General features: G+C 61.6%; 29 protein-coding genes and 5 pseudogenes. 10 read left to right on the top strand and 24 right to left on the bottom strand.

Annotation, left to right across the window (positions count from 1 at the left end; translation table 11 throughout):
* Window positions 1-153 precede the first annotated feature (153 nt).
* The 9 genes and pseudogenes from rimO (at window position 154) to folK (ending at window position 7,842) form a co-directional block, all read left to right on the top strand.
* A pseudogene (gene rimO, locus G5575_RS08760) lies at window positions 154-1,477 on the top strand (30S ribosomal protein S12 methylthiotransferase RimO).
* 86 nt (window positions 1,478-1,563) lie between these two features.
* The gene (locus G5575_RS08765; protein ID WP_164533999.1) at window positions 1,564-2,796 is read left to right on the top strand and encodes a GAF domain-containing sensor histidine kinase; all 1,233 of its coding nucleotides are present in this window, start codon (window positions 1,564-1,566) and stop codon (window positions 2,794-2,796) included.
* A 95-nt stretch (window positions 2,797-2,891) separates the two neighbouring features.
* Window positions 2,892-3,143 carry a GlsB/YeaQ/YmgE family stress response membrane protein gene (locus G5575_RS08770; protein WP_164534000.1) on the top strand — a complete coding sequence of 84 codons (252 nt, stop codon included), beginning with the start codon at window positions 2,892-2,894 and terminating at the stop codon, window positions 3,141-3,143.
* A 202-nt stretch (window positions 3,144-3,345) separates the two neighbouring features.
* Window positions 3,346-4,329 carry a sulfate ABC transporter substrate-binding protein gene (locus G5575_RS08775; RefSeq protein ID WP_164534001.1) on the top strand — a complete coding sequence of 328 codons (984 nt, stop codon included), beginning with the start codon at window positions 3,346-3,348 and terminating at the stop codon, window positions 4,327-4,329.
* A gap of 200 nt (window positions 4,330-4,529) precedes the next feature.
* Complete coding sequence (gene cysT / locus G5575_RS08780; RefSeq protein ID WP_164534002.1) at window positions 4,530-5,360, top strand: sulfate ABC transporter permease subunit CysT; 831 nt, start codon at window positions 4,530-4,532, stop codon at window positions 5,358-5,360.
* A complete protein-coding gene (gene cysW / locus G5575_RS08785; protein WP_164534003.1) occupies window positions 5,360-6,169 on the top strand; it encodes a sulfate ABC transporter permease subunit CysW in 810 nt (269 codons plus the stop codon). The genes cysT and cysW overlap by 1 nt, the downstream gene beginning before the upstream one ends.
* A gap of 7 nt (window positions 6,170-6,176) precedes the next feature.
* A complete protein-coding gene (gene folP, locus G5575_RS08790) occupies window positions 6,177-7,034 on the top strand; it encodes a dihydropteroate synthase (protein WP_164534004.1) in 858 nt (285 codons plus the stop codon).
* Window positions 7,031-7,411 carry a dihydroneopterin aldolase gene (gene folB / locus G5575_RS08795; RefSeq protein ID WP_164534005.1) on the top strand — a complete coding sequence of 127 codons (381 nt, stop codon included), beginning with the start codon at window positions 7,031-7,033 and terminating at the stop codon, window positions 7,409-7,411. The genes folP and folB overlap by 4 nt, the downstream gene beginning before the upstream one ends.
* A complete protein-coding gene (gene folK / locus G5575_RS08800; RefSeq protein ID WP_164534006.1) occupies window positions 7,411-7,842 on the top strand; it encodes a 2-amino-4-hydroxy-6-hydroxymethyldihydropteridine diphosphokinase in 432 nt (143 codons plus the stop codon). The genes folB and folK overlap by 1 nt, the downstream gene beginning before the upstream one ends.
* On the opposite strand, the gene G5575_RS08805 is transcribed toward folK, so the two are convergent.
* Genes G5575_RS08805 through G5575_RS08830 form a run of 6 tightly spaced genes read right to left on the bottom strand, consistent with a single transcriptional unit; the run spans window position 7,829 to window position 12,699 of the window.
* Complete coding sequence (locus G5575_RS08805; RefSeq protein WP_164534007.1) at window positions 7,829-8,047, bottom strand: ATP12 family chaperone protein; 219 nt, start codon at window positions 8,045-8,047, stop codon at window positions 7,829-7,831. The genes folK and G5575_RS08805 overlap by 14 nt on opposite strands.
* A 5-nt stretch (window positions 8,048-8,052) precedes the next feature.
* A complete protein-coding gene (locus tag G5575_RS08810) occupies window positions 8,053-8,610 on the bottom strand; it encodes an ATP12 family protein (protein ID WP_164534008.1) in 558 nt (185 codons plus the stop codon).
* 3 nt (window positions 8,611-8,613) lie between these two features.
* Entirely contained in the window at window positions 8,614-9,600 is a 987-nt protein-coding gene (locus G5575_RS08815) for an RluA family pseudouridine synthase (protein ID WP_164534009.1), read from the bottom strand.
* Window positions 9,597-9,980 (bottom strand): fluoride efflux transporter CrcB, encoded by a 384-nt coding sequence (gene crcB, locus G5575_RS08820; RefSeq protein ID WP_164534010.1) that lies wholly within the window; start codon window positions 9,978-9,980, stop codon window positions 9,597-9,599. Before crcB ends, G5575_RS08815 begins: the two co-directional genes overlap by 4 nt.
* Window positions 9,980-11,296 (bottom strand): replication-associated recombination protein A, encoded by a 1,317-nt coding sequence (locus G5575_RS08825; RefSeq protein WP_164534011.1) that lies wholly within the window; start codon window positions 11,294-11,296, stop codon window positions 9,980-9,982. The genes crcB and G5575_RS08825 overlap by 1 nt, the downstream gene beginning before the upstream one ends.
* A gap of 23 nt (window positions 11,297-11,319) precedes the next feature.
* Window positions 11,320-12,699 carry a Do family serine endopeptidase gene (locus G5575_RS08830; protein ID WP_328765942.1) on the bottom strand — a complete coding sequence of 460 codons (1,380 nt, stop codon included), beginning with the start codon at window positions 12,697-12,699 and terminating at the stop codon, window positions 11,320-11,322.
* Window positions 12,700-12,998: 299 nt separating this feature from the next.
* Between G5575_RS08830 and G5575_RS08835 the strand changes: the two genes are divergently transcribed.
* Window positions 12,999-14,180 carry a type III PLP-dependent enzyme domain-containing protein gene (locus G5575_RS08835; RefSeq protein ID WP_164534012.1) on the top strand — a complete coding sequence of 394 codons (1,182 nt, stop codon included), beginning with the start codon at window positions 12,999-13,001 and terminating at the stop codon, window positions 14,178-14,180.
* 65 nt (window positions 14,181-14,245) lie between these two features.
* Here the strand turns inward: G5575_RS08835 and G5575_RS08840 are convergent, their stop codons facing one another.
* The 18 genes and pseudogenes from G5575_RS08840 to rplN all read right to left on the bottom strand — a co-directional run bounded on the left by G5575_RS08840 (window position 14,246) and on the right by rplN (window position 24,872).
* On the bottom strand, window positions 14,246-14,746 hold the full coding sequence (locus tag G5575_RS08840; protein ID WP_164534013.1) for a hypothetical protein: 501 nt from the start codon (window positions 14,744-14,746) through the stop codon (window positions 14,246-14,248).
* Window positions 14,747-14,798: 52 nt separating this feature from the next.
* On the bottom strand, window positions 14,799-15,842 hold the full coding sequence (locus G5575_RS08845; RefSeq protein WP_164534014.1) for an NAD-dependent epimerase/dehydratase family protein: 1,044 nt from the start codon (window positions 15,840-15,842) through the stop codon (window positions 14,799-14,801).
* Between the two features lie 72 nt (window positions 15,843-15,914).
* Entirely contained in the window at window positions 15,915-16,343 is a 429-nt protein-coding gene (rplQ, locus tag G5575_RS08850) for a 50S ribosomal protein L17 (protein WP_164534015.1), read from the bottom strand.
* Window positions 16,344-16,377: 34 nt separating this feature from the next.
* The gene (locus tag G5575_RS08855) at window positions 16,378-17,412 is read right to left on the bottom strand and encodes a DNA-directed RNA polymerase subunit alpha (protein ID WP_207633077.1); all 1,035 of its coding nucleotides are present in this window, start codon (window positions 17,410-17,412) and stop codon (window positions 16,378-16,380) included.
* An 81-nt stretch (window positions 17,413-17,493) separates the two neighbouring features.
* Window positions 17,494-17,885: pseudogene (gene rpsK, locus G5575_RS20265) on the bottom strand (30S ribosomal protein S11).
* Window positions 17,886-18,014: 129 nt separating this feature from the next.
* Window positions 18,015-18,383 (bottom strand): 30S ribosomal protein S13, encoded by a 369-nt coding sequence (gene rpsM, locus G5575_RS08865; RefSeq protein WP_164534017.1) that lies wholly within the window; start codon window positions 18,381-18,383, stop codon window positions 18,015-18,017.
* A 173-nt stretch (window positions 18,384-18,556) separates the two neighbouring features.
* On the bottom strand, window positions 18,557-19,120 hold the full coding sequence (locus G5575_RS08870) for an adenylate kinase (RefSeq protein ID WP_164534018.1): 564 nt from the start codon (window positions 19,118-19,120) through the stop codon (window positions 18,557-18,559).
* Window positions 19,117-20,454: a preprotein translocase subunit SecY gene (gene secY / locus G5575_RS08875; RefSeq protein WP_164534019.1), complete on the bottom strand. Its 1,338-nt coding sequence runs from the start codon at window positions 20,452-20,454 to the stop codon at window positions 19,117-19,119. The genes G5575_RS08870 and secY overlap by 4 nt, the downstream gene beginning before the upstream one ends.
* Before the next feature lie 229 nt (window positions 20,455-20,683).
* Window positions 20,684-21,184 (bottom strand): 50S ribosomal protein L15, encoded by a 501-nt coding sequence (rplO, locus tag G5575_RS08880; protein WP_164534020.1) that lies wholly within the window; start codon window positions 21,182-21,184, stop codon window positions 20,684-20,686.
* 10 nt (window positions 21,185-21,194) lie between these two features.
* Window positions 21,195-21,382 (bottom strand): annotated as a pseudogene (gene rpmD / locus G5575_RS08885) (50S ribosomal protein L30).
* Between the two features lie 20 nt (window positions 21,383-21,402).
* Window positions 21,403-21,935 (bottom strand): annotated as a pseudogene (gene rpsE / locus G5575_RS08890) (30S ribosomal protein S5).
* A 20-nt stretch (window positions 21,936-21,955) separates the two neighbouring features.
* On the bottom strand, window positions 21,956-22,318 hold the full coding sequence (gene rplR / locus G5575_RS08895; RefSeq protein WP_164534022.1) for a 50S ribosomal protein L18: 363 nt from the start codon (window positions 22,316-22,318) through the stop codon (window positions 21,956-21,958).
* 12 nt (window positions 22,319-22,330) lie between these two features.
* Window positions 22,331-22,863: pseudogene (gene rplF / locus G5575_RS08900) on the bottom strand (50S ribosomal protein L6).
* 32 nt (window positions 22,864-22,895) lie between these two features.
* Window positions 22,896-23,294, bottom strand: coding sequence for a 30S ribosomal protein S8 (gene rpsH / locus G5575_RS08905; RefSeq protein ID WP_126151775.1), 399 nt, complete (start codon window positions 23,292-23,294; stop codon window positions 22,896-22,898).
* Window positions 23,295-23,306: 12 nt separating this feature from the next.
* On the bottom strand, window positions 23,307-23,612 hold the full coding sequence (gene rpsN / locus G5575_RS08910; protein WP_164534023.1) for a 30S ribosomal protein S14: 306 nt from the start codon (window positions 23,610-23,612) through the stop codon (window positions 23,307-23,309).
* Between the two features lie 30 nt (window positions 23,613-23,642).
* Window positions 23,643-24,200 carry a 50S ribosomal protein L5 gene (gene rplE, locus G5575_RS08915; RefSeq protein WP_164534024.1) on the bottom strand — a complete coding sequence of 186 codons (558 nt, stop codon included), beginning with the start codon at window positions 24,198-24,200 and terminating at the stop codon, window positions 23,643-23,645.
* Window positions 24,193-24,504 carry a 50S ribosomal protein L24 gene (rplX, locus tag G5575_RS08920; protein ID WP_164534025.1) on the bottom strand — a complete coding sequence of 104 codons (312 nt, stop codon included), beginning with the start codon at window positions 24,502-24,504 and terminating at the stop codon, window positions 24,193-24,195. The genes rplE and rplX overlap by 8 nt, the downstream gene beginning before the upstream one ends.
* Window positions 24,504-24,872 (bottom strand): 50S ribosomal protein L14, encoded by a 369-nt coding sequence (gene rplN / locus G5575_RS08925; RefSeq protein ID WP_067453346.1) that lies wholly within the window; start codon window positions 24,870-24,872, stop codon window positions 24,504-24,506. Before rplN ends, rplX begins: the two co-directional genes overlap by 1 nt.
* Window positions 24,873-24,930 lie beyond the last annotated feature (58 nt).

Here is a 24,930-nt window from a genome sequence, read left to right on the forward strand (position 1 = left end):
GCACTGTTCGCTAAACGCAACATTCAAGCGCCTGCGCTTCCCGCTGCGCGAAGGTCTGCTCCGCCATCCTTGATGAGACGGTCACATTGCGTAACCGTCAGACTTTCTGTATGACGCGCCAACCTTTCCCCATTTTCGGAACGTCGTACGCGCATGAACCAGGCGCCAAAAATCGGACTCGTCAGCCTCGGCTGCCCCAAGGCGCTGGTCGACAGCGAGCGTATCATGACGACCCTGCGCTCGCAGGGCTATTCGTTCAGCCGCGACTACGGGGGCCGACATCGTTCTCGTCAACACCTGCGGTTTCCTCGACAGTGCCAAGCAGGAATCGCTCGAGGCGATCGGCGAAGCGCTTAACGAGAACGGTCGCGTCATCGTTACGGGTTGCCTTGGCGTCGAGGAAGGCCTGATCCGCGAGACCCACCCCTCGGTGCTCGCCATTACCGGTCCGCATCAGTACGAGAGCGTGGTGTCGGCCGTGCACCAGCACCTGCCGCCGGTGCCGAACCGCTTTGTCGACCTCGTGCCGGAAAGCGGCCTCAAGCTCACCCCACGCCACTATGCCTATCTCAAGATTTCCGAAGGCTGCAACAATCGCTGCTCCTTCTGCATCATTCCGCAAATCCGCGGCGATCTTGTCTCGCGCCCCGCTGCCGGCATTCTGGGCGAGGCCGAAGGACTGATCCGCTCCGGCGTCAAGGAACTGCTGGTGATCTCGCAGGACACCAGCGCCTATGGCGTCGACGTCAAGTTCGCAACGAGCAAATACCGCGGCCGCGAGGTCAAGGCCAAGTTCTACGACCTGGCCAAGGAACTGGGGCAGATGGGCGCCTGGACCCGCCTCCACTATGTCTACCCCTACCCCCATGTCGACCAGGTCATCGAACTGATGGCCGAGGGCCTAGTCCTGCCCTATCTCGACATTCCCTTCCAGCATGCGTCGCCAAACGTGCTGAAGTCGATGCGCCGCCCGGCCAACCAGGAAAAGACCCTGGACCGGATCAAGAAGTGGCGCGACATCTGCCCCGATCTCGCCATCCGCTCCAACTTCATCGTCGGCTATCCCGGCGAAACCGAAGAAGATTTCGAATTCTTGCTCGATTGGCTGGAAGAAGCCGAGATCGATCGCGCCGGCTGCTTCAAATACGAGCCCGTCACCGGCGCTCCGGCCAATGAACTCGACGGCGTCGTGCCCGAAGAGGTCAAGGACGAGCGCTTCGCCCAGTTGATGGAAGTGGCGCAGGACGTGTCGTTCCACCGCCTGCAGCAGAAGGTCGGCCGCACCATCGACGTCATCGTCGACGACGTCCGTCCGGAAGAAAACCGCGTCATTGCCCGTTCCAAGTGGGACGCGCCCGAAATCGACGGCAATGTCATCGTATCGAATGCCACCGGCATCAAGATCGGCGACATCGTGTCGGTCACGGTGACCGATAACGACGAATACGATCTGTTCGCCACGCCCGCACTGAACTAAGCAGACCTCCGCCGCTGCGCACGGAGTGATGTGACTTTTGTCCGCGCCGCCTATAGCGTGGCGCGGACGATGCTTCGGGGCTTAGGTTGGACGAGATTCTTGACGACGTGGCGGCCATCCAGCGGATCCCGGCTATCCCGGTTATCCTGCAGGTTTTGGCCAAGGCCACTGGCATGGGCTTCCTTGTGGTGGCCCGGGTTACTGCTGACCGCTGGATCGCTTGCAGCGTTCTCGACACCATCGATTTCGGCCTGAAAGCCGGCGATGAATTGCCGATCGCGACGACCCTGTGCCAGGACGTCAAAAACCTGCGCGGCTCCGTCGTCATCGATGAAGTCGCCAGCGATCCGGTTTACGCAAGCCACCACACGCCAGCGATCTATGGTCTGCAGAGCTACATCGCCGTGCCGATCACCCTGCCGGATGGCAGTATTTTCGGCACGCTTTGCGCCATCGACCCAAAGCCGAAAAAGCCCTCCGAAGCTCTTGAGATGTTCCGGCTTTTTGCCGATCTGATCTCATTTCACCTCGACGCCTCGCGCGAGCTGGACCAGTCGCGCAGCGACCTGACCCAAGCCAATGCCGATCTCGACAATTCCCGCTTCGATCTGGCGACGAGCCAGGCCAGCCTGCTGGACGCGGAGAATGCCGCCGAACTGCGCGAGCAATTCATCGCCGTTTTGGGCCACGACCTGCGCAACCCGCTGGCCGCGATCGAAGGCGGCCGCCGTGTCCTCGCCGGTCAGGTCACGGACTCCAAGTCCGAGCGCGTGCTTCGCCTAATGAGCGAAAGCGTGCTGCGCATGAGTGGCCTCATCGACAATGTCCTGGACTTTGCCCGTGGACGACTGGGTGGCGGCATCCATGTCGACCGTTCGCCCGATGCCAAGGCCGAAACCATCCTCGCCCAGGTCATCAACGAAATCAAAGCGGCCCATCCCGACCGCCAGATCGTTACGCGGTTCGACATCACCAAGCCGGTCGCGGTCGATCATGCCCGCATGGCGCAGATGTTCTCGAACCTGCTCGGCAACGCCATCACTCATGGCACCGTGTCGGCGCCGATCGTGGTCACGGCGACGACTGCGGCCGACGATTTCGAGCTCACCATCAGCAATGGCGGCGACCCGATCTCGCCCGAAGCCATGAAGCGCCTGTTCCAGCCCTTCTATCGCGGCGAAGTGCGGCCCAGCATGCAAGGTCTCGGCCTCGGCCTCTACATTGCCAGCCAGATCGCCAAGGCTCATGGCGGTATGCTGGAGGTGCACTCCGACGAGGAACAGACCCGCTTCACTTTCCGCATGCCGCTCGGTCGCTAGAACCGCCGCCTCAAATAGCGACCCAGCTTGCCTTTTCACCAATCTGTGCCACGCTCCCCTTGTCGGAAGACTCAATTTCCGAGGAGGGAACGAAAATGGGTTTTGACGGTGTAGGTTGGCTGGCCGCAATCATTATCGGCGGTGTCGCCGGTTGGCTTGCCAGCATGTTCATGAAGTCCGGCGGCGGTGTTCTGATGAACATCCTGCTCGGCATTGTTGGCGCCATTCTCGCCAGCCTTCTGTTTGGCCTCCTGGGGGTCAATTTCGGCGGCTGGCTGGGCTACCTGATTGCAGGTTTCATTGGCGCCTGCATCATCATCGCCATTGCCCGCGCGGTGCGCCGGTAAGCAAGACGACCCGGCCGCTTCACGGCGGCCGGAACTCCCGCCGGAAGAAGTTGGCGTCATCGGCGCCTTGAACAGTACGTCTTTCCAGCGCTCATTGTGCCGGTAAATTACTCATCCAGTGCAGGCTTTTAGCGCTTTACGCTCGACCTCGCCCATCGCATCAACGTCGACAACTCGACTCCTCCGATGGACCAGCGTCACCATGAACAAGCTCTTCGTCCCGGCCTTCGCCGCACTCGCTCTTGCCGCAACGCCGGTAGTGGCGCAGCCAACCGACATTCTCAACGCCTCCTACGATATCGCGCGCGAGCTGTTCGACGCCGAAAACGCCGCCTACACCGCGTCGGGCGCGACCGTCACCGTCAACCAGTCCCATGCCGGCTCCTCGGCCCAGGCCCGCGCCATCCTCGAAGGGCTCCAGGCCGATGTCGTGACCTTCAACCAGGTGACCGACGTCGAGCGCCTGGTCGAAGGCGGCTTCGTGTCCGACGACTGGCAGACCGAATTTCCCAACAATGCCGCGCCGTTCTACTCATTCCCGTCCTTCCTGGTCCGCGTCGGTAACCCCAAGAACATCAATGACTGGGGTGATCTGGCCTCCGAAGGCGTGCAGGTAATCTTCCCGAACCCGAAAACCTCGGGCAATGGCCGCTATACCTATCTCGCCGCCCGCGCCTGGGCGAATGAGGAATATGCCGGCGACGAAGCGCAGGTCGAAGCCTACCTCACCAAGCTCTTCAGCAATGTCCCGGTCTTCGAGACCGGCGGCCGTGCTGCTACCACCGCCTTCACCGAGCGCCAGCTCGGCGACGTGCTGGTGACCTTCGAAGCCGAAACGCTGGCCGTCACCAAGCTCCTGGGCGACGACCAATACCAGCCGGTCACCCCTTCGGTCAGCTTCCTCTCCGAATTCCCGGTCGCCATTGTCGATAAGGTCGTCGACGCCCGCGGCAGCCGTGATGTTGCCAAGGCCTATCTCGACTTCCTCTTCACGCCGGAAGGCCAGGAAGTCGCAGCGCAGAACTTCCACCGCGTGCAAGAAGAGACCGTCGCTGCTGCGCACGCCGAAACCTTCCCCGAAATCCGCCTCGTCACCGTCGAAGACGAATTCGGCGGCTGGGACCAGGTCGCCAGCGAGCACTTCGCCGATGGTGGCCTTCTCGACAAGGTCTTCATCAACCAGTAAGCGCAGGAACTATCAGTGTGCGCTCCCTCCCTTTGAGGCGAGGGTAGCGAAACGAGGCCGCCAGGCCAAAATAGAAGCTGGGTGGGGTGGGGCCACGGACGCGGTGCAGCGTGCGTGGCCCCACCCCACCCTCATTCCCCTCCTCCTCAAGGGGTGGGAGGCGCTAGATCTAGGCATCAAGCCGGTAGGACGCTTCAACAATGGCCCGCAGCAAACACCTGCTTCCCGGTTTCGGCCTGACCATGGGCGTCTCGCTGTTCTACATTACGCTCATCATTCTCCTGCCCATCGCCGCCATGCTACTGAAAATCGCCGGCATGGGCTGGGAAGAGTTCTGGCGCATCATCAGCTCCAACCGCGCCTTGGCTGCATATCGCATCACCTTCAGTTCCGCCCTGATCGCGACCGTGATCAATGGCGTCGTCGGCCTGCTCTTTGCCTGGGTGCTGACCCGCTACCGCTTCCCTGGCCGCCGCTTTCTCGATGCGCTGATCGACTTCCCCTTCGCCCTTCCCACCGCCGTGGCGGGGCTCGTGCTGGTCACGCTCTTCGCCAATACCGGCTGGTACGGGCAGTGGCTCGAACCCAACGGCATCAAGGTCAACTATACTCAGGCCGGTATCATCGCGGCGATGACCTTCACCTCGATCCCTTTTGTCGTCCGAGCCGTGCAGCCGGTGCTTGAAGAGGTGGATGAAGCGCTGGAAGCCGCGGCGCGCACGCTGGGCGCGACGCGCTGGCAGATTTTTACCCGCATCATCTGGCCCACCATCCTTCCCGCATTCATTGGCGGCTGCGTGCTTTCCTTCGCCCGCTCGCTCGGCGAATTCGGCGCCGTCGTCTTCATCGCCGGTAACCTGCCTGGCCTGACCGAGATCGTCTCGCTGCTGATCTTCATCCGTCTCGACGAATACAACTACGAGGCCGCCGCAGCCCTGGCCTTCGTGCTGCTGCTGGTCGCGCTGCTCACGCTGATCGCCACCAATGCGCTGGCGGCCTGGCAAACGCGCTATGTGGAAAGGGCGGCGTGATGGCAAAGCCCGCGCACCCAGCCGGCGAAATCGTCCTCATCGGCCTTGCCTTCGTCTTCGCAGCACTCGTCCTCGCAGTGCCGATCGCGCTGATCTTTGCTTTCGCCTTTCGCGAGGGTGCAGCGGTCTATTTCGCCAACATATTCGAACGCAACACGCTCCACGCCATCTGGCTAACCGTGCTGACTGCCATCGTCGTTGTGCCCATCAACATTGCCGTCGGAGCGGCGCTGGCCTGGCTGGTGACGCGCTTCCGCTTCCGCGGCCGCCAGTTGCTGATTTCAGCAATCGAGCTGCCGGCCGCGATGAGCCCGATCGTCGCCGGTGTCACATACCTCTTCCTCTACGGCGCGCAGGGCCTGTTCGGTCCGGCGCTACAAACTGCCGGCATCCAGGTGATGTTCACGCCGCTGGCCATTATCCTGGTCAGCCTCTTCGTAACCGCACCCTTTGCCGCCCGCGAACTCATCCCGCTGATGAGCCAGCAGGGCACCGAGGACGAGGAAGCCGCGCTGTCACTGGGCGCAAATGGCTGGCAGATGTTCTGGCTGGTAACGCTGCCCAATATCCGCTGGGCGCTGGTCTATGGCGCCGTGCTAACCAATGCGCGGGTAATGGGCGAATTTGGCGCTGTCTCGGTGGTCTCCGGCACCATTCGCGGCCAGACCAATACCCTGCCGCTCCAGATCAATCTCCTGTTCAACGACTTCAACGTTACCGGCGCCTTTGCTGCCGCCTCGACGCTGACGCTGATTGCCGTTGCGACGCTTCTGATCAAGAGTGTGCTGGAAAGCCGCCAGCACGCCTGAACCGCTCATGCACACAAGCCACACCATCCCCCTGCGACGCCGCCCACCGCTGACGCTGGGGGCCCGTGCCCTCGTCATGGGAATACTTAATGTCACGCCCGATAGTTTTTCGGACGGCGGCCAACACGACCATTTGGCGGCAGCCGTTGCGCATGCTCGGCTCATGCTAGCGGAAGGTGCCGATATTCTCGACATTGGCGGGGAGAGTACGCGCCCGGGTGCCGAACCTGTCGGCGTGCAGGAGGAGCTAGACCGGGTTCTGCCAGTGATCGACGCCATCCGCGCCGCAGACATTGCGGCCCCGATCTCGATCGACACCATGAAACCGCTGGTTGCGCATCAGGCCATCGAAGCGGGCGCCGACATCATCAATGACGTCACCGGCCTGCAGGGTGCGCCCGAAATGGCAGAGATCGCCGCCGTGTGCGGGGCGCCGGTCATCGCGATGCACTGGGACAAGAGCTGGACGGCAGCGACCGAGCCCCTGCCCGCCATGGTGTCGTGGTTCCGCCGGACTATCGAAATCGCAGACGCTGCCGGTGTGCCGTCGCTCGTTTTAGACCCGGGGTTTGGCTTCACCAAAACCCTGACTCAAAACTACAGCATCCTGCGACAACTGGCTGATCTGACTCAGGCTTTCCCCGAACACGCCTTGCTTGTCGGCACCTCGCGCAAGTCGATGATCGGCAAGCTACTCGACAACGAGCCGGCCGATCGCCTGCCTGGCACCATCGCCACGACCGTCCAGGGCTACGAACGCGGCGGGCACATCTTTCGCGTGCATGATGTCAAAGCCAATGCCGATGCCCTTCGCGTCGCGCAGGCAACGCTGTATGGTCCGCCCAAACGGGAAGGCCAAGCATGACCCCCTTCAGCGGCGACCGCATCATCCTCAGCGACCTTGGCTTCTATGGTTATCACGGCCTGTTCTCGGAAGAAAAATCGCTGGGCCAGCGCTTCTTCATCGACCTGCAATGCGGCGTCGATCTTTCCGGCCCGGCGCAGACCGATGCCATCGGCTCGACCGTCAGCTATGCGGCGATATACGACACGGTAAAGACCGCTTTCGAGACGCGGCGCATGCATCTGATCGAGGCCGTGGCACAAAACATCGTCGACGCGCTTTTTGCCGCCTTCGACGATATCGACTGGGTCATCGTTCGGGTCCGCAAGCCCGAGGCGCCCATCGCCATGGTGCGCGGCGAAGCAGCAATCGAACTGCACCGCGTTCGGCCCGCCTGATGGCGCGTGCCTGGCTCAGCCTTGGCGCCAATATCGGCGATCCACCCGCGCAGCTGGCGGAGGCGATGGGTCTGCTTGCGGATCACGAGCATATTGAGGTCGTGTCGCAGTCTGCAATCATCCGCACCAAGGCCTGGGGCAAGACCGATCAGCCCGACTTCGCCAACATGGCCGCCGAGATCGAGACCGACTTGCCGCCGATCGACCTGCTGCATGCCTGCCTCGATATCGAGCGCGACATGGGCCGCGTCCGGCACGAAGTCTGGGGCCCGCGCCTGATCGACATCGACCTCATTGCCTACGAGCGGCTGGAGATGGATACGGCAAAGCTCACCTTGCCGCATCGTTTCGCGCACGAACGCGACTTCGTGCTCGAGCCGCTGCGTGAAATCTCACCGCAAACGGCGGAGTGGCTGCTTAGCCTGCATTGACCGGGTGAACGACGGCCACCGCAATGTCGAACTCGACGCGGCGCTTAGCCCGGCGCTCCATGGCTTCCTCGTCCTCGCCCCAAAGCCGGACCTGATGATCTTCGTCGATATGGGCCGCAGTCCAAACCTCATCCGGCGTCATCAGCTTGTGCAGCAGCGCCAGGGCGAGGATGCCGGAACCGGTGAGGCCCGTGATCGAGACCAACGCCGTCAGCGGCAGCAGCCCCTGCCCTTCAAGAGCCTGGTCGAGCTTTTCCAGCGTCTTGGCCGGCTGCGGTTGGTGAATGATGCCGATGGTGGGTTGGAAGGCCACGTCGAACTGGCGCGCCACCTTGACCAGCGCGCCGTCCCAGACGCGTTCCTGTTCATCAACGAGGTCCTGGGGGTATCGGCGCGATAAAGCAGCAGGTCGTTGCCGGCGAATTTGATGACCTCGGCCCGAAATTCGGGGATCATCTCCGCCCCGCTTTCGACCGCCGAATTGACGAGCCGCACCATGGGCATGGTCGCCGGATCGATGAACTCGCCCTGTGCCGCCCACTCCTCCGCCATGGTCTGCGCCACGCTGAGGGCCGGCACGATCACCGGAACCTTCTTGCCCGGCGTCCGCACCTGCCGGCCGTCCAGCGTCACCGAAAATCCTTCGGCGCTGCGGGCGACATCGACCGCCTTGTAGAAGCGCTTGGGCAGCTCGACCTTGTTGAGGTGCTGCGCACGGCCATAGCCATCATTGATGTGCTTTTGGGCGTCCTCGAGTTGGTCGCGCATGGCTCAGCCCTCCTCGGGATCGGTATTCTGCACGTCAAAGCGGTCAGCGTCGAAGCCAAGGGCGTCCCAGCTTTGCCGCATATGCTCGGGCAAGGGCGCCGAAACGTCGATCTTCTTGCCGTTGCGCAGCGGGATGGCAATGCGGCGGGCGTGGAGGTGTAGCCCCTCGCCCAGACCGGGTGCTGCCTGCCAATTCTCGATGTTGAAGTAACGCGGATCGCCGATGATCGGCGTGCCGAGTTGCGCCATGTGCACGCGCAGCTGATGCGTGCGGCCGGTGACCGGCTTCAGTGTCACCCAGGCAAAGCGGCGGCTGGCCGTATCGGTGGTCGAATAATAGCTGAAGGAGTGCACGGCGCCGGGCGCGCCATTGCGCACCACCACCATCTGCTCGCCATCCGTGGTCTGCTGCTTGGCAAGGAAACAGGAAATCTCGCCCTGCCGCGGCGTCGGATTGCCGGCGACCAGCGCCCAATAGATCTTGCGGGCCGAGCGCGAGCGGAACACGGAGCCGAAATGCTTGGCTGCCGCAGCGGTCTTGGCGACGACGAGGCAGCCCGACGTATCGCGATCGAGACGGTGGACCAGGCGTGGTGCCTCGCCCTGCTTGTTGGGCAGGTTCTTGAGCAGCCCGTCCATGTGGCGGGTCGTGCCGCTGCCGCCCTGCACCGCGAGGCCATGCGGCTTGTTGAAGACGTAGAGGTCATCATCCTCATAAAGGATCAGGTCCTTGAGGAAGTTGACATCGTCCTGGTTCACCTTGAACTCGCGAACCGTGTCCGGATCGTCGATCGGTGGGATGCGAACCGTCTGGCCGTGGCTCAACCGCGTGCTGGTTTCGACCTTGGCCTTGTCGACCTTGACCTCGCCATTGCGGATCAGCTTTTGCAGGCGGGCAAAGCCCAGCTGCGGGAAATGCCGCGCAAACCAGCGATCGAGGCGCATGCCATCGTCATCCGCACCGACTGTTCTATGTTGGACGCCGCTCATGCCGTTCCGCCTCGTGTCATCAGAAGCCCGAGATATAGGCCCGCAACGCAAACCACAACCGACAAGCCGACATAGAGCAATGCCTGCGCCCACTGGCCGCGCTCGAGCAGCACCACTGTATCGAGCGAGAAGGACGAGAAGGTGGTGAAGCCGCCCAGGATGCCGACGGCAAGGAACAAGCGCGCTTCTTCCTGCCAGGCGGGCATGACGCGGGTGAGAAGACCCATGGTGATGCCCATGGCGACGGCCCCGATGATGTTGATCAGGAGAATGGCCAGCGGGAACGAGTTTTGCCAGAACCGGCTGACAACACTGCCAAAGCCATAGCGCGCCATCGCACCCAGCGCGCCGCCAAGGCCGACGAGCAAGACGGCGGGCATCAGTCTTCAGCCTCGCGCTTTGCCGCTCTCAAGCGCTCGAAATAGTCGACGCGTTTCTTGAGGTCACGCTCGAAGCCACGTTCCACCGGCTGGTAGAACTTTTGCCGCCCGAGCTTTTCGGGAAAGTATTCCTGGCCGGAGAAAGCATCGGGCGTATCATGGTCATAGATATAGCCGCCGCCATAACCCTCGCCCTTCATCAGCTTGGTCGGGGCGTTGAGAATGACCATTGGCGGCATGGGCGAGCCGGTCGACTTCGCCAGGGAAACTGCGGCCTTATAGGCTGTGTAGACGGCGTTGGATTTGGGCGCCAGCGCCAGGTAGACCACGACCTGCGCCAGCGACAGTTCGCCTTCGGGCGAACCCAGCATCTGGTAGGCGTCGCGGGCGGCAACGGCGAGGTTCAGCGCCTGCGGATCGGCAAGGCCGATGTCTTCCGACGCCATGCGGATCAGGCGGCGGGCGAGGAATAGCGGATCTTCGCCGGCATCGAGCATGCGCGCGAAATAATAGAGCGCTGCGTCCGGGTCCGAGCCACGAATGGTTTTGTGCAGCGCCGAGATCAGATTGTAGTGGCCATCCTGCGCCTTGTCATAAATCGGCGCCCGACGCTGCACGACTGTGAGAAGGCTGTTGGCGTCCAGCACCTCATCCGGCGACGCCGAGGCCAGCACCTCCTCGACCAAGCCCAAAAGGGCGCGTCCATCGCCGTCAGCGAGCGTCAAAAGCGTTGATCGCGCTTCGTCGGTGAGGGGCAACTTGTCGCCGAGAAGAGTTTCTGCCCGATCGAGCAGCTTGGCGAGGTCTTCAAGGTTCAGCGACTCAAAGCGCAATACCTGGCTGCGCGACAGAAGAGCGGCGTTTAGCTCGAAGGATGGGTTTTCGGTGGTGGCGCCGATCAGGGTCACGGTGCCGTCTTCCATCACCGGCAAAAAGCTATCCTGCTGGGCGCGATTGAAGCGATGGATTTCGTCGACGAAAAGGAGCGTACGGTGACCGGACAGGCGCTCGAAGCGCGCTTTCTCGAAGACCTTTTTGAGCTCGGCGACGCCGGAAAAGATCGCCGATATCTGGACGAAGCTGAAATCGATCTGGTCGGCGAGGAGTCGCGCCACCGTGGTCTTGCCGGTACCCGGCGGGCCCCAAAGGATCAGCGAGCCGAGACGGCCAGACGAGAGCATGCGCCGCAGCGTGCCGCCTTCGCCCAGAAGGTGGGTTTGGCCGATGACCTCGTCGAGCGTCTTGGGCCGCAGCTGGTCGGCGAGAGGACGGGCGCGGTCGGTTTCGGACGGATCGGCGGCGAAGAGGTCGGACATGACCTCTCCTTACCAGAGGCGCTTCAGCTCTGCATCACCCCACTGACGATTGCCCGGCTGACGCGGCCATCGCGCTGCAGGATGATCTGCCAGGTGCGGACGCGTTGCGAGGCAAGCTGGCTGAAGCTGGCCGCATCGCCGATATCCTGGTCGTTGAGCGCAAGGATCACGTCGTCGAGCTGCAGGCCCATGGCCTCGGCTGCCGAGCCGGGTTCGATCGCCGTGACGATTACGCCCTTGGCGTCATAAGGCAGGCCCTTGGCTTCGCTAAGCGCCGGATCGAGCTGGCGGACGGTAAGGCCATCGAAACGCGAGTCGGCACTGATCGTGGCGATGGCACTGTCCGCCGGCTGCGACGCCGCTTCCACGGTGAACGCGACCGTGTCCGTTTCACTCCCGCGCAGACGCTCGAGCTGAGCCGTCTCGCCGACCGGGCGGGTGGCAAGGCGGAAGTTGAAAGCGCTGGGGTCATCGATCCGCTGCCCGTCGACTGAAAGGACGACGTCGCCGGAGCGGAAGCCGGCGCGCTCTGCGGGGCCGCCCGGTGCGACCTCGGTGATCATGGCGCCGTGCGGGGCCAGCATGCCAAGGCTTTGGGCGATGTCGGACGTCACCGCCTGCATCTTGGCGCCAAACCATGGGCGGACGATAGCGCCGCCCGTGACGCCGGCTTCGGCAACGAGCTGCGCCATGTTGGCCGGAATGGCAAAGCCGATGCCGACCGATCCGCCGGTTTGCGAGTAAATAGCGGTATTGATGCCGACCAAGTGCCCGGACATGTCGACCAAGGCGCCGCCGGAATTGCCCGGATTGATGGCCGCATCGGTCTGAATGAAGAATTCGTAGTCGGTGGATTCGACGCCCGTGCGCGCGAGGCCGGAGACGATGCCGCTGGTGACGGTCTGGCCAACACCAAAGGGATTGCCGATGGCGAGGACCAGGTCACCGACCAGAAGCGCGTCGCTATTGGCAAAGGTGATGGCGGGGAACGTCGCGTCGCCGGGCTCGCGCACGCGCAGCACGGCGAGGTCGGTCTGCTCGTCCTCGATGACCACATCGACCGCCATTTCGCGCCCGTCATGTAGCGCAATGCGCACGTCGGTAGCGCCTTCGATGACGTGGCGGTTGGTGAGAATGACGCCCGAGGCATCGACGATCACGCCGGAGCCAAGCGATTGCGACTCCCGCGGCCGGCTCTGGAACTGCTGGCCGAAAAAGCGGGAGAAGAACGGGTCGTTCGCGAATTGCGATGCTGCCTGCTGTTCGATGCGCGTCGCATAGACATTGACAACCGATGGCGCGGCGGCCTGGACGATCGGGGCAAAGCTTAGCTGTACCTGCGCATCACTTTGTGGTGCGACCCGCTCCGCATCCGGCGCCGGCGCCATTTCGATCTGTGCCACGGCTGGCCTTGCTCCGTCCCACGGGGCCAGGGCGAAGGTGCCGCCGATGGCTAGGGCGATCAGGGCGAGAAGCGAAAAACAAGCACACGCAAAGACATGAGGCTCAAGACCGATTCAATCTGCGAGCTGCGTCGCGCAGCTCCTGTTCGGGGACCAGAGCGCTCGGATTCTGTCACGAAAATGACGCTTCTAGCGTGTTGGTTCAGCTCAGAAATAATCGTTTGCATGAGGGGTCATGCGACCCTATATGCAGCGCTCACTTTTCCGCTTTTTCCTGAGCCCGAAAGGCCAGTTGTCCAATGACTGACGAGCCGAAAACCGTCTACGCCAATACCTCTGCGCTGATCGCTGCCGAACAGCCGGATTTTCCGTCGTTCCTGTTTTCGGAACGGGAGTTCCACAAGGCGGTCAAGGTGTTCAAGAAGGGCTTTGACGGGCTGCTGACTTACGCGGTCAAGTGCAACCCTTCACCGCACATCATTGCGCAGTTGCACAAGGAAGGGCTGACGGCATTCGACGTGGCGTCCAACACCGAAATGGAGCTGGTGCGCGATTATGCACCCGGCGCCGTGATGCACTACAACAATCCGATCAAGAACAAGCGCGAGATCGAACGCGCCTATGAAGAGTTCGGCGTACGCTCCTTTACCATCGACCACCCGCAGCAGCTTGACCAGCTTGCCGCCGTGGTGTCGCCCTCGCGCGACGTGGAAGTGACCACCCGCTTCAAGGCCGGCAAGGCGCTCAAGTCCTATGACTTCGGCATCAAGTTCGGCGTCATGGAACAGGGCGCTGCCGAAATCGTCACCGCTGTCGAAAAGATGGGCTATACGCCCAGCCTCTGCTTCCATGTCGGCTCGCAGTGTGAAGACGCCTATGCCTATGAGCGGCATATCGCGGCGGCATCGCGCATCGTCGAAGAGAGCGGCATCGAACTTAAGCGCCTTAATATCGGCGGCGGCTATCCGGCCCCCTACCCGACCAGCGAAGCGCCGCCGATGATCTATTATTTCGAGACCATCGGGCAAGCCGTGCACGACCACTTCGGTGAGAAGAACAAGCCGGAGCTGATCATCGAGCCAGGCCGGGCGCTCGTGACGTCTTCGACCTCACTGCTGCTGCGCGTCAAGCACCAGCGCGGCGGCCAATCGGTTTATGTCAACGACGGCGCCTATGGCGCGCTGATGGAAGTCAAGTTCATGCATTTCACTCCGCCGGTGCGAGTGTGGCGTGGTCCGCGCATCCACGACAATGACCAGGAATTCTCCGAATTCACCGTCTGGGGCCCCACCTGCGACAGCTACGACGTGCTGCCCCAGGTCTTCACCCTGCCGGCCGATATCGACGAGGACGACTGGATCGAATTCGGCCTCATGGGTGCCTATACCCAGGCCTCGTTGACGCCGTTCAACGGCTTCGTGCGCCGCGATCAGTACTGGGTGGATGAGGTTTATACGGGCAAGGACGTGGCGCCGGAGTAAGGCGAACCGTCGATCAATTCAGAACGAAAAATTGCCGGGCATGTCCCGGCAATCTGTTTATCAAGTCAGCGCCGCTGCCAGAGCCGAGCGAGGCCTCCATCCCAATATTTGAGGGCAATCAGGATGCGCCGGTCGACAGGGGCATGGAGCACCAGGAGCTCGACCTCAAATGGCTTATCACTCATGTAGAGCGCGACGGCACGATGATTGCCATCCATCAGGAACATTCCGTCCATGCCAAGGTCATAGACCGGCAAAACCCACCGTGGCGCCTTCGAGTGCTCCAGCAACTGCACGTATTGGAGGAACGCGGCACGGTTGGCCGGGCTGAAAGCATCAAGGCTCTCGGCAATGTGCCGGACTGTCATTGGTTTGGAGAATGGATTATCGAGCGCTGTCTCAACCTTGCGCCCGACACGGCGATAGGCGGAGAACATAGACCCCAAGGCCTGACGCTCGCTGAGAAGCACACGACTGGTGTGTCCTCTCGAGGCAGGCAGCCGATCAAGATGCAGCCGCATACGGATGTCAGGCAGATAGGGGTCGAGCGCGGCCAAATCGGTCATCTCTGCACTTTAGATGACAGTTTTATGAAGGACCAGCGGAACTTCAGTTCGTCTAGCTCGCCGGCTTCGCTGGAAGCGATTTGACGATGTGGAAGCGCAGCGCACTTTCCGCTGCGCTCAGCACTGCTTCTTCTGGCGTGCGATAGGGCCGACCGAGCAAACGCTCGCCCTTGCTGCCGTCGAAATGCTTCTCGTTGCCTATGTCGTTGATGATCTGACGGATCGTGCCGTTGAACGGCACCATCAGACGGATGATCCAGTCGGGCACGGATTTTACCGTGATCGGGCGATCGGAATATGCGCTGCGCAGGATCGCGGCGACTTCGTCATAGCGCGTGAATGGGCTTGTGCAGAGATAGCGCTGGCCGATGCTTTCGGGCTTTTGCAGCGCCGCGAGATGCATGGCAGCGACGTCACGGACGTCGCTGATGGCAAAACCGATGCGCGGCATGGCTGGGGTCGAGCCGTCCAGGAGGCCGGTGACCATGCCCAGAGAAATCGAGGCTTCAGGGTCGATAGCAGGCCCAAGAATGGCACCTGGATGGATGGTTGTTAGTTCCATCCCGTTCACCTCGGCAAAGGCCCAGGCGGCGCGCTCCGCCTTGGTCTTGCCCATGCAATAGGACCAAGAGTGCCGCATGGCGGCAAGATCGGTGAAATGCGCTTCGGTGTAGATCCGTTTGCCGCTTACGTGGCCATGCCCATAGCCTACCGTGGCAATCGATGAGGTCATGATTACCCGCTTGACGCCGGCAGCATGGGCGAAGCGCAAAACCCGCTCGGTGCCCTCTACCGCTGGCCTCACGACAATATCGGGATCCTTGGGCTCGACGCCGAGAATGGCCGCAGCAACATGCATGACGGCATCGACGCCGACCATGGCTTCCGCCCAACCCCTGTCGCCGAGAAGGTCTGCCTCAACGAGCTCCAGCTGACCAGCCATGCCGGGCGCCAAGGCATCTACCGCGGCCCAGATGCCCGGCACCTTGGCCTGCCCGCGTACTGTGCCGCGGACCTCGTATCCAGCCTCGAGCAGCTGGCTGATGAGGTGCTTGGCTACAAAGCCGGAGGCACCGGTGACCAGGATCTTGCCCATCATGTTCCCCCAAACAAAAAGGCGGCCCCGGGATAACCCGCGACCGCCTCAAATCATAGCGTCACAACAAGCTTACGCTGCTGCGGCTTCATCTTCATCGTCACGCGTGAAGACCGGACCAGAGTCCTGGCCCTTGGCATCGACGTCGCGATCGACGAATTCGATCACGGCCAGCGGGGCGTTGTCGCCATAGCGGAAGCCTGCCTTGAGGATGCGGATATAGCCGCCCTGGCGTTCGGCATAGCGCGGGCCGAGCACGGCGAAAAGCTTCTGCACCTGACCTTCGTCGCGGATCTGCGAAATGGCCTGGCGGCGGGCATGGAGGTCGCCGCGCTTGCCGAGGGTGATGAGCTTCTCGACGATCGGACGGAGGTCCTTGGCCTTGGGAAGCGTGGTGACGATCTGTTCGTGCTTGATCAGCGCGGCGGACATGTTGGCGAACATGGCCTTGCGGTGGGAAGCGGTACGGCTGAGTTTGCGGCCGCGATTACCGTGTCGCATGGGTTATCTCCTAAAGGTCTTGGGCGGCGCCGGATCAGTAATGATCTTCGTAGCGCTTGGCGAGGTCATCAATATTCTCGGGCGGCCAGTTGTTGACGTCCATTCCGAGATGAAGCCCCATCTGTGCCAGGACCTCCTTGATTTCGTTGAGCGACTTGCGGCCGAAATTGGGGGTCCGCAGCATCTCGGCTTCCGTCTTCTGGATCAGGTCGCCGATGTAAACGATGTTGTCGTTCTTGAGGCAGTTGGCCGAGCGGACCGACAGTTCGAGTTCGTCGACCTTCTTGAGCAGCGCCGGGTTGAAGGCCAGTTCAGGAACCGAGTCCTGGGCCTTTTCCTTGGTGGGCTCTTCGAAGTTAACGAAGACCGACAGCTGATCCTGGAGAATACGCGCGGCATAGGCCACGGCATCTTCCGGCGAGATCGCGCCATTGGTTTCGACCTGAAGGGTCAACTTGTCCTTGTCGAGCGATTCACCGGCACGGGTGGCATCGACCTTGTAGCTCACGCGACGAACCGGCGAGAACAGCGAGTCGACCGGGATGTAACCGATCGGCGCGTCTTCAGGACGGTTTTTCTCGGCCGGGACATAGCCCTTGCCGGTATTGACGGTGAACTCGATATTGATCTCGGCACCATCATCGAGATGGCAGATGACGAGATCGGGGTTGAGCACTTCGATATCGCCGGAGACCTTGATGTCGCCGGCAGTGACCGAAGCCGGGCCCTGCTTGGAGAGGGTCAGGCGCTTGGGGCCTTCGCCGCCCATCTTGAGCGCGATTTCCTTGACGTTGAGAACGAGGTCGGTGATGTCCTCGCGCACGCCCGGGAGAGACGAGAATTCATGCAGAATGCCGTCAATCTGGATTGCCGTCACTGCCGCGCCCTGGAGCGACGACAGCAGCACGCGACGCAGGGCGTTACCAAGGGTAAGCCCGTATCCGCGCTCAAGCGGCTCGGCAACCACCGAGGCCACGCGCGCGTTATCGCTGCCCGAAACAAAGTCCAGCTTGGTCGGCTTGATAAGTTCCTGCCAGTTCCTCTGGATCGTCACGGTATGTCCTTTCAAATTAGCGACCGCAAAGGCCGCTCCGCCGCAAACACAATAGGACTCCCGGCCGCGAAGCCGGGAGGTATCCAATGGTCTAGATTAGACGCGGCGCCGCTTGCGCGGACGGCAGCCATTGTGCGGGATCGACGTGACGTCGCGGATCGAGGTGACGTTGAAGCCAGCGGCCTGGAGAGCACGCAGAGCAGACTCACGGCCTGAACCCGGACCGCGAACTTCGACCTCAAGGGTCTTCATGCCGTGTTCCTGCGCCTTCTTGGCAGCATCTTCGGCAGCAACCTGAGCAGCATAGGGGTCGACTTGCGCGAGCCCTTGAAGCCCATGACGCCCGAGGACGACCACGAAATCGTGTTGCCCTGCATGTCGGCGATGGTGACCATGGTGTTGTTGAACGAAGCGTTCACGTGGGCAACGCCAGACGTAATGTTCTTGCGTTCCTTGCGCTTGACGCGCGCGGTATCAGTCTTAGCCATTCATTTCCTCGATGGGTATCGGCGCTGCCGTAATGCCAGCAGCTCCACCACGGAAGAAACGGTGCAAGCCAAAAAGCTTGCCCCGCCCTTCCAATCAAACACCTGCCCCGCGTCTGCGGGAAACAGAGATTACTTCTTCTTGCCGGCGATCGGCTTGGCCGGACCCTTGCGGGTGCGGGCATTGGTGTGGGTGCGCTGACCGCGGACCGGAAGGCCACGGCGGTGGCGCAGGCCACGGTAGTTACCAAGATCCATCAGGCGCTTGATGTTCATCGCCACGTTGCGGCGAAGATCGCCTTCCACGACGTAGTCGCGGTCGATGGCTTCACGGATCTGGATGACTTCGGCGTCGGTCAGTTCATTGACACGGCGCTCGGCCGGAATACCGACCTTCTCGGTGATATCCTTGGCGAACTTGTCGCCGATCCCGTGAATATACTGCAGCGCGATGACCACGCGCTTATTCGTCGGGATGTTGACGCCAGCAATACGAGCCACGTCTGCTCTCCTTCATTCACACGCGCCATCGCGGCGGGTGCCTTTAAACAACAAGGGACCGGATTTCGACCCCCAACTAAGGGAGAACCGAATCCAGCCCAATGATCCATGAGACTGGTGCGGTTCTTTAAGGATAGAACCGAGCAGAGTCAACAGCCCCTGCACGGCTCGAATTACTTGCCGAGCGCGGACTTGATTGCGTCGGTGACTTCTTCGACGGGCGACATGCCGTCGACAGTTTTGACCAAGTTCTGGCGACCATAATAGTCGACCAGCGGAGCCGTGCTGCTCTGGTAGACATCGAGGCGCTTGCGGATCACGTCCGGATTGTCGTCCGGACGGTTGCTGTCCTTGGAACGCTGGATGACGCGGCGCACGAGCTCGTCGGCATCCGCCTTGAGCTCGATGACGGCGTCGAGCGCAACGCCCTTGTCCGCCAGCATGCCGTCGAGGGCTTCGGCCTGCGCGATGGTGCGCGGGAAGCCGTCGAGGATGAAGCCTGGCTTGCAGTCTTCAGCATCGAGGCGTTCGGAGACGATGCCATTGACGATGGCGTCGGAAACGAGATCACCCCGATCCATGATCGCCTTGGCCTCGAGGCCAAGCTGGGTCTGGTCGGCGATGGCCGACCGGAGGATGTCACCGGTCGACAGTTGGGGGATGCCATAGGCTTCCACCAAGATCTTGGCCTGGGTGCCCTTCCCCGCCCCCGGCGGGCCCAACAGGATCAATCTCATCGACGCTTGCCTCCACCAAGACGGGACTTCTTCAAGAGCCCTTCATACTGCTGCGCGACCAGATGGCTCTGGATCTGCGTGATGGTGTCCAAAGTCACCGTCACCATGATCAGGAGCGACGTGCCGCCAATAAACTGGCTGACGGCCAGCTGGCTGAACATAACTTCCGGAATCAGCGCCACGAAGGTCAGGTACAAGGCACCCACAACGGTGATGCGCGTCAACACATAGTCGATGTGCTGCGCCGTGCGCTCACCCGGACGAATGCCCGGAATAAAGCCGCCGGAGCGCTTGAGGTTGTCAGCCGTTTCGGTCGGGTTGAAGACAATGGCCGTGTAGAAGAAGGCAAAGAAGATGATGAGGAAGGCAAAGAGCGCCAGATAAAGCGGCTGCCCACGGCCAAGGAGCGCCGTCACGGTGGTCAGCCAGCCCGGCGCATTGCCCTGCGCGGCAAAAGACGCAATGGTCGCCGGCAGCAGCAGAAGCGAAGAGCCGAAGATCACCGGGATAACGCCCGAGGTGTTGAGCTTGAGCGGCAGATGCGAGCTTTCGCCCTGGAACATCTTGTTGCCGACCTGGCGCTTCGGATACTGGATCAGCAAGCGGCGCTGGGCGCGTTCAAAGAACACGATGACCGCGATAACGATTAGGGCCAGAAGGATCATGCCGATGCCTGCAAAGGCTGGCAGCGCCCCGGTCCGGCTGAGTTCGAGGGTCTGCGCAACGGTGGACGGCAGGTTGGCCACGATGCCGGCAAAGATGATCAGCGAAATACCGTTGCCGACGCCACGGGCGGTGATCTGCTCACCCAGCCACATCAGGAACATGGTGCCGCCGACAAGCGTGATCACGGTCGAGATGCGGAAGAACCAGCCGGGGTTGAGAACCACGCCCTGGCTGCCTTCCAGACCCACGGCAATGCCATAGGCCTGAACCATACAGAACACGACCGCGAGGTAACGGGTATACTGGTTCATCTTGCGGCGACCTGCTTCACCCTCTTTCTTGAGGGCTTCGAGGCGCGGCGATGCCGTAGCGATCACCTGCACCACGATCGAGGCGGTGATGTAGGGAATGAGGTTGAGGGCGAAGATCGCCATACGCTCGACCGCACCACCGGAGAACATGTTGAACATGCCGATGATGCCCTGCTGCGACTGCTCGAACGTCGCGCGGAAAGCGTCGGGATCGATGCCCGGAACCGGAATGAAGGTGCCCAAACGATAAACAAGCAGCGCGCCCAGTGTGAACCAGATGCGCTGCTGAAGGGCTTTCGCCTTCGAAAAGGTCGAGAAAGAAAGATTACGTGCCAGCTGTTCGGCTGCGGACGCCATATATCGCTCCTATGGCCAGGACCGGCATCGTTCGGATCGAACGCGGGACGCCGCCCCAGTCATTTATTGCGCATCGTGCGGAGCGGAAAACCGGTTGCCACTGCCCGCCCGATGCCTTGAAGGCCAGGTGCGCTCGGAGCGCACGAGGAGCATATGGGACTGCAACCCCGGCGCAACAAACCAAAAAGACGCACCCAACCTTTAGGTCGGGTACGTCCTGCCGAGTGGATTACTTGGCGTAGGGGGTCTTCTTCCAGGTCTCTTTGACCGGGATGAGGTCGAGCTTGCCACCGGCAGCTTCAATAGCAGCGGCAGCGCCCTTGGTGGCATAGTCGACGTTGAACGAAACGTTCTTGGCCGAGAAGCCTTCGGAGCCGATCAGACGCACGCCATCCTTGGGACGACGGATCAGGCCGGCTGCAACCATGGCCGCGGCATCGACGACACCGCTGGTGTCGAGCTTGCCGCTGTCGATATAGGCCTGCAGGCGGTCGATGCGGACTTCATTGAAATCCTTCGGATTCCAAGCATTGAAGCCACGCTTCGGCATACGCATGTGGAGCGGCATCTGGCCGCCTTCAAAGCCGTTGATCGCGACACCGGCACGAGCCGTCTGGCCCTTGCCGCCGCGGCCACCGGTCTTGCCGACGCCCGAACCGATACCGCGACCCACGCGAACGCGGGTCTTGGAGGAACCGGGATTGTCCCGGAGTTCATTCAAACGGGTCATGATAGCTCCCTTACTCGCCGACGACGCGGACGAGGTGCGGGATCTTGTTGATCATGCCGCGAACTTCGGGCGTATCAACCAGCTCACGCTGCTTGTTCATCTTGTTGAGCCCGAGACCGATTAGGGTCGCGCGCTGGCTCTTCTCGCGGCGATCGGCGAACCGATCTGCTGCACGGTAATGGTCTTGCCATCAGCCATAATAGTTCTCCAGGGCCCTATCAGGCTTCGACGGCAGCTTCGCCGCGGCGAGCCTGCAGTTCGAAACCTTAAGGCCGCGACGGGCAGCCACCGAGCGCGGGCTATCGACGTTCTTGAGAGCGTCGAAAGTGGCGCGGACCATGTTGTAGGGGTTCGAGGTACCGGTCGACTTGGCAACGATGTCGTTGATGCCAAGGGTCTCGAACACGGCGCGCATTGGACCACCGGCGATGATGCCGGTACCGGGAACGGCTGCACGCAGCACGACCTTGCCGGCGCCGTGGCGGCCGGTGATGTCGTGGTGCAGGGTCCGGGCGTCGCGCAGCGGCACGCGGATCATCTGGCGCTTGGCCTGTTCGGTTGCCTTGCGGATCGCTTCTGGAACTTCGCGGGCCTTGCCGTGGCCGAAGCCGACGCGACCCTTCTGGTCACCAACAACGACGAGGGCTGCGAAACCAAAGCGCTTGCCGCCCTTCACAACCTTGGCCACACGGTTGATGTGAACCAGGCGATCGACGAACTCGCTTTCGCGCTCTTGTACGTCTCTGCTCATTTTATCTTTTCCTCGCCGGGTTAGAACTGCAGACCGCCCTCACGGGCAGCGTCTGCAAGGGCCTTAACACGGCCGTGATAGATGTAGGCGCCACGGTCGAACACGACCTCGCCAACCCCGGCCTGCTGGCCACGCTCGGCGATCAGCTTGCCAATGGCAGCTGCAGCTTCGGTGGTTGCGCCGTTCGAGGTAGAACTCTTGAAGTCCTTCTCGAGGGTCGAAGCGGCTGCCAGCGTACGGCCATTCGCGTCGTCGATGATCTGGGCGTAGATATTCTTGTCCGAACGGAAAACCGACAGACGGGGACGACCAAAGGCACGAGCCTTGAGCGCCTTGCGGACACGGGCCTTGCGGCGATCCGCACCCTTTGCAGAAATTGCCATTTCCGGCGCTCCTTACTTCTTCTTGCCTTCTTTGCGGAAGACCTGCTCGCCGGCGTAACGCACGCCCTTACCCTTATAGGGCTCGGGGGACGCCAGCTGCGGATCTCGGCCGCAACTTGGCCAACCTGCTGCTTGTCGATGCCGGTGACGACGATTTCCGTCGGGGCCGGAACGGCAAGGGTGATCCCCTGCGGAGCCTGATACACCACTTCATGGCTGAAACCGAGCGAGAGCTTGACGTCCTTGCCCTGCATCGCAGCGCGGTAACCAACGCCCTGGATGGCCAGACGCTTTTCATAGCCGGCGCTCACACCGGTGACCATGTTCTGGATCAGCGCGCGGGTGGTACCCCAGGCGGCCCGAGCTTCACGGGTGTCGTTGGCCGGGGTAATGGACACGCCATTGTCCCCCTGCTCGACATTGACCTCATCCATCAGAACGATGCTGAGCTCGCCCTTTGGGCCCTTGGCCGAGACGGTACGATCATTGATCGTTACCGCAACGCCGCTTACCGGGGCCACCGGTTTCTTGCCAGTACGTGACATAATCTATCCTTGAGTCATCGTCTTGCCGCGCCTTAGAAGACGCGGCAGAGTACCTCGCCACCCACATTGGCAGCCTTGGCTTCGTGGTCGGCCATCACACCCTTGGGGGTGGAGAGGATCGAGACACCCAGGCCATTGGCAACCTGCGGGATATTCTTCACCGACGCATAAACGCGGCGGCCGGGACGGGAAACGCGCTCGATGGTGCGGATCACGCCTTCATTTTCCGAATACTTGAGTTCGATTTCGTATTCGGCAGCACCGTTCTCGAACTTGGTCTCCGAGTAGCCGCGGATGAAACCCTCGGACTGGAGAACGTCCAGCACGCGACCGCGAAGGGTCGAAGCCGGAGTCGTAACGGAATTCTTGCGACGCTCCTGAGCGTTGCGGATGCGGGTCAGCATATCGCCGATGGGATCGGAAAAACTCATCTGATGATCTCCTTACCAGCTCGACTTAACGAGGCCCGGGATCATGCCCAGGTTGCCCAGCTGACGCAGAGCGATACGGCTCATCTTGAGCTTGCGATAGTAACCACGCGGGCGGCCCGACACTTCGCAACGGTTGCGAATGCGAACCTTGGCCGAGTTGCGCGGCAATTCAGCCAGCTTGAGGCCGGCCTTGAAGCGTTCCTCGATGGGAGTGTCCTGGCTCTTGATGGTAGCCTTGAGCGCTGCGCGCTTGTCGGCATACTGCTTGGCCAGAGCGGCGCGCTTCTTGTTCTTTTCGATGGAGCTGGTCTTTGCCATTTCCTGATCCTTTATCCTTCCCCTGCCCGCTTACTGGCGGAACGGGAAGTTGAAAGCCTTGAGAAGCGCACGCGCCTCATCGTCGTTCTTGGCCGTCGTGCAGATCACGATGTCCATGCCCCAAACCTGATCGATCTGATCGTAGTTGATTTCAGGGAAAACGATGTGTTCCTTGAGGCCCATGGCGTAGTTGCCACGGCCGTCGAACGCGTTCGGGTTAAGGCCGCGGAAGTCGCGGACGCGCGGCAGGGCGATCGTTACCAGGCGGTCCAGGAATTCGTACATGCGGGTCTTGCGCAGCGTCACCTTGACGCCGAGCGGCATATTCTCGCGGACCTTGAAGCCTGCGATCGACTTGCGGGCATGCGTGATAACCGGCTTCTGGCCAGCGATCTTCTGCAGCTCGTCGGCAGCCGACTTCACCTTCTTGGTGTCGTTGACGGCTTCGCCAACGCCCATGTTGAGGACGATCTTTTCCAGACGCGGCAATTCCATGACGTTCTGGTAGCTGAACTGCTCACGCAGTGCGGCCTTGATCTTGTTGTCGTATTCGGTCCGGAGACGCGGAACGTAAGCGGTCTCAGCCATCGATCTTATCTCCGGTGGTCTTGGCGACGCGCGACTTCACGCCGTCGACAATCGAGAAACCGACGCGGCTGGGCTTGCCATTGGCATCGGCGACGGCCAAGTTCGACAGATGGATCGGCGCTTCTTTGGTGAAGATGCCGGCATCCTGCGAGGCAGTCTGCTTCTGGTGGCGGCGGACAAGGTTGATACCCTGGACCAGCGCCTTGGTTTCGGACGGAATGACAGAGAGGACCTGACCGGTCTTGCCCTTGTCCTTGCCGGCCAGGACGACCACTTTGTCGCCCTTCTTGATCTTGGCGGCCATTACAGCACCTCAGGAGCGAGCGAAATGATCTTCATGTGGTTCTTGGCGCGGAGTTCGCGCGGAACTGGTCCGAAGATACGGGTGCCGATCGGCTCTTTCTGATTGTTCAGAAGAACGGCGGCGTTCTTGTCGAAACGGATGACGGTGCCATCGGGGCGACGGATGTCGGTTGCGGTGCGAACCACCACGGCCTTCATCACTTGGCCCTTCTTAACGCGGCCGCGCGGAATAGCGTCCTTGACCGAAACGACGATAACGTCGCCGACCGAGGCGTACTTGCGATGCGAACCGCCCAGCACCTTGATGCACATGACTCGCTTGGCGCCGGAATTGTCGGCGACATCGAGATTGGACTGCATCTGGATCATGACTGGATGCCTTCTAGTTTATCGGCTGCGACCGTCATCCGGCGCGCCGACCTGAATT

Source organism: Devosia aurantiaca (assembly GCF_011058215.1).
Lineage (GTDB): Bacteria > Pseudomonadota > Alphaproteobacteria > Rhizobiales > Devosiaceae > Devosia > Devosia aurantiaca.

What these genes read in the sequence shown, in the direction of transcription:
- G5575_RS08770 (WP_164534000.1), top strand. Translation starts at nt 2,892, where the DNA reads ATGGGTTTTGACGGTGTAGGTTGGCTGGCCGCAATCATTATCGGCGGT.
- G5575_RS08775 (WP_164534001.1), top strand. Translation starts at nt 3,346, where the DNA reads ATGAACAAGCTCTTCGTCCCGGCCTTCGCCGCACTCGCTCTTGCCGCA.
- cysT (WP_164534002.1), top strand. Translation starts at nt 4,530, where the DNA reads ATGGCCCGCAGCAAACACCTGCTTCCCGGTTTCGGCCTGACCATGGGC.
- cysW (WP_164534003.1), top strand. Translation starts at nt 5,360, where the DNA reads ATGGCAAAGCCCGCGCACCCAGCCGGCGAAATCGTCCTCATCGGCCTT.
- folP (WP_164534004.1), top strand. Translation starts at nt 6,177, where the DNA reads ATGCACACAAGCCACACCATCCCCCTGCGACGCCGCCCACCGCTGACG.
- folB (WP_164534005.1), top strand. Translation starts at nt 7,031, where the DNA reads ATGACCCCCTTCAGCGGCGACCGCATCATCCTCAGCGACCTTGGCTTC.
- folK (WP_164534006.1), top strand. Translation starts at nt 7,411, where the DNA reads ATGGCGCGTGCCTGGCTCAGCCTTGGCGCCAATATCGGCGATCCACCC.
- G5575_RS08810 (WP_164534008.1), bottom strand. Translation starts at nt 8,610, where the DNA reads ATGCGCGACCAACTCGAGGACGCCCAAAAGCACATCAATGATGGCTAT.
- G5575_RS08815 (WP_164534009.1), bottom strand. Translation starts at nt 9,600, where the DNA reads ATGAGCGGCGTCCAACATAGAACAGTCGGTGCGGATGACGATGGCATG.
- crcB (WP_164534010.1), bottom strand. Translation starts at nt 9,980, where the DNA reads ATGCCCGCCGTCTTGCTCGTCGGCCTTGGCGGCGCGCTGGGTGCGATG.
- G5575_RS08825 (WP_164534011.1), bottom strand. Translation starts at nt 11,296, where the DNA reads ATGTCCGACCTCTTCGCCGCCGATCCGTCCGAAACCGACCGCGCCCGT.
- G5575_RS08835 (WP_164534012.1), top strand. Translation starts at nt 12,999, where the DNA reads ATGACTGACGAGCCGAAAACCGTCTACGCCAATACCTCTGCGCTGATC.
- G5575_RS08840 (WP_164534013.1), bottom strand. Translation starts at nt 14,746, where the DNA reads ATGACCGATTTGGCCGCGCTCGACCCCTATCTGCCTGACATCCGTATG.
- G5575_RS08845 (WP_164534014.1), bottom strand. Translation starts at nt 15,842, where the DNA reads ATGGGCAAGATCCTGGTCACCGGTGCCTCCGGCTTTGTAGCCAAGCAC.
- rplQ (WP_164534015.1), bottom strand. Translation starts at nt 16,343, where the DNA reads ATGCGACACGGTAATCGCGGCCGCAAACTCAGCCGTACCGCTTCCCAC.
- G5575_RS08870 (WP_164534018.1), bottom strand. Translation starts at nt 19,120, where the DNA reads ATGAGATTGATCCTGTTGGGCCCGCCGGGGGCGGGGAAGGGCACCCAG.
- secY (WP_164534019.1), bottom strand. Translation starts at nt 20,454, where the DNA reads ATGGCGTCCGCAGCCGAACAGCTGGCACGTAATCTTTCTTTCTCGACC.
- rplO (WP_164534020.1), bottom strand. Translation starts at nt 21,184, where the DNA reads ATGACCCGTTTGAATGAACTCCGGGACAATCCCGGTTCCTCCAAGACC.
- rplR (WP_164534022.1), bottom strand. Translation starts at nt 22,318, where the DNA reads ATGGCAATTTCTGCAAAGGGTGCGGATCGCCGCAAGGCCCGTGTCCGC.
- rpsH (WP_126151775.1), bottom strand. Translation starts at nt 23,294, where the DNA reads ATGAGTTTTTCCGATCCCATCGGCGATATGCTGACCCGCATCCGCAAC.
- rpsN (WP_164534023.1), bottom strand. Translation starts at nt 23,612, where the DNA reads ATGGCAAAGACCAGCTCCATCGAAAAGAACAAGAAGCGCGCCGCTCTG.
- rplE (WP_164534024.1), bottom strand. Translation starts at nt 24,200, where the DNA reads ATGGCTGAGACCGCTTACGTTCCGCGTCTCCGGACCGAATACGACAAC.
- rplX (WP_164534025.1), bottom strand. Translation starts at nt 24,504, where the DNA reads ATGGCCGCCAAGATCAAGAAGGGCGACAAAGTGGTCGTCCTGGCCGGC.
- rplN (WP_067453346.1), bottom strand. Translation starts at nt 24,872, where the DNA reads ATGATCCAGATGCAGTCCAATCTCGATGTCGCCGACAATTCCGGCGCC.